2 protein-coding genes are annotated in these 607 nt (G+C 66.4%); both read left to right on the top strand.

The window, feature by feature from the left end; all coding sequences use genetic code 11:
* On the top strand, window positions 1–505 hold a 505-nt coding region (locus DAI20_RS19790), incomplete at its 5' end, for a serine hydrolase domain-containing protein (protein ID WP_159085147.1).
* Window positions 502–607 (top strand): VOC family protein (locus tag DAI20_RS19785; RefSeq protein WP_497802647.1); only part of this gene is annotated, 106 nt, incomplete at its 3' end. The genes DAI20_RS19790 and DAI20_RS19785, both read left to right, overlap by 4 nt.

The following is a 607-nucleotide window of genomic DNA, read 5'->3' as shown; positions in this document are numbered from 1 at the left end:
CTCCGGACAGGATTTCGCCACTTTCCTGCAGCAGCGCATCTTCCGCCCGCTGGGGATGGCGCATACCGTGGCCCACCAGGACGGCGAGGACACGGTCGCTGCACGCGCCTATGGCTACAGCTGGATCGATGGCCGTTGGCAACGCACCGACCAGAGCACCACCAGCGCCGTGCTCGGCGATGGCGGCATCTATTCCTCGCTGGACGACCTGGCCCGGTGGGATGCGGCGCTGTACGACGACCGCCTGTTGTCGAAAGCCTCGCGCCGGGCGATGTTCAGCCCGGCCACATCGACGCCCGAACCGGATGTACCGCACTACGGCTTCGGCTGGCGCCTGAATGGCCCGGTGCAATGGCACAGCGGCGAGAGCATCGGCTTCCGCAACGTGATCGTGCGCCATGCGGACAAGCACCTGACCGTGATCGTGCTGACCAACCGCAACGACCCCGAACCCTATCCGCTGGCGCTGAAGATCGCCCAGCGCTGGCTGGACACCCTGCAATGAACACCGCTTCCGACGGCCTGCTGGGCATCCACCACGCCGCACTGATCTGCAGCGACTACGCACGCTCGAAGGACTTCTACGTGCGCATCCTCGGCCTGCGCG

It is taken from the genome of Planctomonas deserti (assembly GCF_003067705.1).
Classification (GTDB): Bacteria; Actinomycetota; Actinomycetes; order Actinomycetales; family Microbacteriaceae; genus Planctomonas; species Planctomonas deserti.
This window is presented reverse-complemented; position numbering and strand designations above follow the sequence as displayed.